Origin of the sequence: Sphingopyxis sp. KK2, from assembly GCF_001990265.1 — a bacterium.
In the GTDB taxonomy this organism is placed as follows: domain Bacteria; phylum Pseudomonadota; class Alphaproteobacteria; order Sphingomonadales; family Sphingomonadaceae; genus Sphingopyxis.
In genome coordinates this window covers 1-3,659 of the sequence record NZ_LYVN01000227.1, presented here as the reverse complement: position 1 = coordinate 3,659, position 3,659 = coordinate 1, and the positions used below count along the sequence as shown (strand labels likewise).

Annotated in this window: 3 protein-coding genes; all 3 read right to left on the bottom strand. The window is 69.6% G+C overall.

The annotated features are described in order from the left end of the window. Positions 1 to 54: 54 nt before the first annotated feature. Complete coding sequence (locus tag B1A78_RS20870; protein WP_077148780.1) at positions 55 to 1,032, bottom strand: quinone oxidoreductase; 978 nt, start codon at positions 1,030 to 1,032, stop codon at positions 55 to 57. Between the two features lie 104 nt (positions 1,033 to 1,136). After that, positions 1,137 to 2,990 (bottom strand): DEAD/DEAH box helicase, encoded by a 1,854-nt coding sequence (locus tag B1A78_RS20865; RefSeq protein WP_077148779.1) that lies wholly within the window; start codon positions 2,988 to 2,990, stop codon positions 1,137 to 1,139. A 126-nt stretch (positions 2,991 to 3,116) separates the two neighbouring features. Then, the coding region (locus B1A78_RS20860; protein ID WP_179102118.1) for an NAD(P)/FAD-dependent oxidoreductase at positions 3,117 to 3,659 on the bottom strand (543 nt) is incomplete at its 5' end.

Sequence of the window (3,659 nt, the reverse complement as noted above, 5' to 3'; positions counted from 1 at the left end):
GAACAAGTTCGCAAGTCTCGCTGCCCCTCCCGCTTGCGGGAGGGGAGAGGGAACTTAGGGGATCAGCACCGTCGACCCGGTCGTGCGCCCGGCCTGCAGGTCGGCATGCGCGCGCGCGGCGTCCTGCAGGCCGTAGCGCTGGCCGATGCCGATCTTCACCGCGCCGCTTTCGATCATCTCGAACACCCGCGCGGCGCCTGCGGCGCGCTCGCCGGGATGCAGATAATAATCGAACAGCGTCGGCCGCGTCACGAACTGCGAGCCATGCTGCGCGAGGATGCCGAGGTTGACCCCGGTCACCGGGCCGCCGGCATTGCCGTAACTGACGATCAGCCCGCGCCGTGCGGTGGCTTTGAGCGACACGTCCCATGTCGTCATGCCGATGCCGTCGAAGGTCACGGGCACGCCCTGGCCGTCGGTCAAGTTGCGGACATGCGCGGCGACATCGTCGCTCTTGTATAGCAGCACATGGTCGGCGCCTGCTTCGCGCGCCGCCTCGGCCTTGGCCTCGGTGCTGACGGTGCCGATCACCGTGGCGCCGACGGTCTTCAGCCATTGCACGAGGATCAGCCCGACCCCGCCAGCGGCGGCGTGGACGAGCACGGGCCAGCCCGCCTCGACCTTGGCGCAGCGCTCGACGAGCATTTCGACGGTGCAGGCCTTGAGCAGCCCTGCGGCGGCGGTTTCGTCGTCGATGCCGGCAGGCAGCTTGAACAGCGAGGCGGCGGGCAGGATGCGCGCGCTGGAATAGGCGTTGCGGTCGGGGCCGAAGGTCGCGACGCGGTCGCCGGGTTTCAGGCCCTGGACATGCTCGCCGACCGCGACGACCTCGCCCGCCGATTCGACGCCGAGGCCGCTCGGCAGCGGCACCGGATAGGTGCCGTCGCGATGATAGGTGTCGAGATAATTGAGCCCGATCGCGGTGTGGCGCAGCAGCACCTCGCCCGGGCCGGGATCGCCGAGCGTGACCTCGCGCCAGTCGATGACCTCGGGACCACCCTGGGTTTCGATGAAGGCCTGCGTCGCTTGCATGGTTGCGCTCCTGCTGTTCGCCCGGATTTGGGGCGAGCGGGAGAAGTGTGCAAGGGTCGATGCGGCAAAAGCCCCTCCCTGTCAGGGGAGGGGGTTAAACGGGGTCAATATTTCCCGGTCTTGCGCGGGCCGCGCTGGCCGTAGGGCTTGGGCTTGTAGCGGTCGGTGTTGCCACCGGGGCCGCCGGCACCGCGCGGTCCGCGCGGGCCCGACCGGTCGCGGTCGCCGCCGGGGCCACGGCCCAGCGTTGCGCGCGGCGGGCGGTCGCCCGATCCCTTTTCGCGGCGCGGCGGATAGGTCGGGCCGTCGGGCGCGGGGGTGATCGCGACGCCGCTGTCGTCCTCGCCGTCCTCATTGGCGCTGCGCACCACGGCTTCGGCGAAGCGGTCGGCTATGCCACGCGGGATGTTGAACATCGTCTCGCTCGGGCCGATGCGGATCGCGCCGATTTCCTGCTTGGTGACATGGCCGCGGCGGCAGAGCAAAGGCAGGATCCAGCGCGGATCGGCGTTCTGGCGGCGGCCGATGTTGAGGCGGAACCAGACGCTGTCGTCGAATTGTTCGCGGTGCTGGCCGCGTTCGCCGCGATCGGCCCGATCGCCGCGCTCGAAGCGGTCGCCGCGTTCGGGGCGCTCGCCGCGCGGGCGGGCGCTGTTGTCGATCAGATCCTCGGGCGCGGGCATCGACGCGCGGTGCGCGCGGACGAGCGCGGCGGCGATATCCTCGGGCGTGCGTTCGGCCATCAGCCGCTGCGCCAGCTCGATATCCTCGGGCTCATGTTCGACGGGGGCGAGCAATTTCTCGATCAGCCGTTCCTGGTCGCGTGCGCGCACGTCGGCGGCGGTCGGCGCGTCCATCCATTCGGCGTTGATCCGCGCGCCGCGCAGCATGCCGTCAACGCGGCGGCGGCGCGGATAGGGGACGATCAGGACCGCAGTGCCCTTCTTGCCCGCACGGCCGGTGCGGCCCGAACGGTGCTGGAGCGTTTCGGCATCGCGCGGGATCTCGACATGGATGACGAGGCTGAGGCTGGGCAGGTCGATGCCGCGCGCGGCGACGTCGGTCGCGACGCAGACCTTGGCGCGGCGGTCGCGCAGCGCCTGCAGCGCGGCGTTGCGCTCGTTCTGGCTATGCTCGCCCGACAGTGCGACGGCGGCGAAACCGCGGTCGGTCAGGCTGGCGTGGAGGCGGCGGACATTGTCGCGCGTCGCGCAGAACAGCATCGCGGTTTCGGCATCGTGGAGCCGCAGCAGATTGATCACCGCGCCCTCGATATCGGCGGGGGCGACGGTCACCGCCTGATAGCTGATGTCGCCATGGCCGCGATCCTCGCCGACGGTCGAGATGCGCAGCGCGTCCTGCTGGTAGCGCTTGGCGAGCTGGACGATCGGTTTCGGCAGCGTCGCCGAGAAGAGCAGGGTGCGGCGCGTTTCGGGGGTGGCGTCGAGGATTTCCTCGAGGTCGTCGCGAAAGCCCATGTCGAGCATCTCGTCGGCCTCGTCGAGCACCGCGACGCGCAGCGCGGTGAGGTCGAGGGCGCCGCGTTCGAGGTGATCGCGCAGGCGGCCGGGGGTGCCGACGACGATCTGCACGCCCTGGTTCAGCGTGCGGCGTTCCTTGCTGGCGTCCATGCCGCCGACGCAGGTCGCGATGCGCGCGCCGGCCTTGGCATAGAGCCAGCTCAGTTCGCGGCTGACCTGCATCGCGAGTTCGCGCGTCGGCGCGATGATGAGCGCGAGCGGCGAGGTGGCGAAGGGCAGGCGGCCATCCTCGATCAGCTGTTCGGCCATCGCGAGGCCGAAGGCGACGGTCTTGCCCGAGCCGGTCTGCGCCGAGACGAGCAGGTCGCGGCCCGCGGCGTCGGCCTCGACGACCTGCGCCTGAACGGGGGTGAGCGCTTCATAGCCGCGCGCGGTGAGGGCGTCCGAAAGGACGGGGGAAAGGTGATCGAAAGTCATTGTTCTTCTTATCCTGTGCGGCGTTGTGCCGTTTTCTTGGGTTCCCTCGCCGCCATCAGGCCAATGATACCGAAACGGCGAGACCATCGTCCCGCCAGCATCCCGAGGAATATTCTTGGTTTTTTCCTAAAGCGCCTGTCCGGCAGCGTGTCCGCTGGCCCAGGCCCATTGAAAATTATAGCCGCCCAGCCACCCGGTGACGTCCACGGCTTCGCCGACCGCATAGAGGTTTTGGACGCTTTTGGCCATCATTGTTTGCGAGGACAGGTTTGCGGTCGAAATACCGCCGATCGTGACCTCGGCCTTGGCATAGCCTTCGGTGCCGTTGGGGCGGAAGGTCCAGCGCGCGAGTTGCGCCTCGGCCTCCGCCAGTTTGCGGTCGGTGAGCGCGCCGAGTTCGCCGGGCAGCGCGAGGCGATCGGCGAGCGTTTCGGCGAGGCGGTCGGGCAGATACGCGCCGAGCGCGGTGCGCAGCGTCGCGCGCGGGCGGCTGCGCTTGGCGTCGGCCAGCCAGCCCTGCGGCGTGCCGGGCAGGAAGTCGATCGTCACCGGTTCGCCGTGGCGCCAATAGCTGCTGACCTGCAGGATCGCGGGGCCGGAAAGGCCCTTGTGGGTGAAGAGCGCAGCTTCGCGGAACGCCGCCTTACCCGCGCGCGCCTCGACCGGGGT

Coding starts and splice junctions, on each gene's coding strand:
- B1A78_RS20870 (WP_077148780.1), bottom strand. CDS start 1,032: ATGCAAGCGACGCAGGCCTTCATCGAAACCCAGGGTGGTCCCGAGGTC.
- B1A78_RS20865 (WP_077148779.1), bottom strand. CDS start 2,990: ATGACTTTCGATCACCTTTCCCCCGTCCTTTCGGACGCCCTCACCGCG.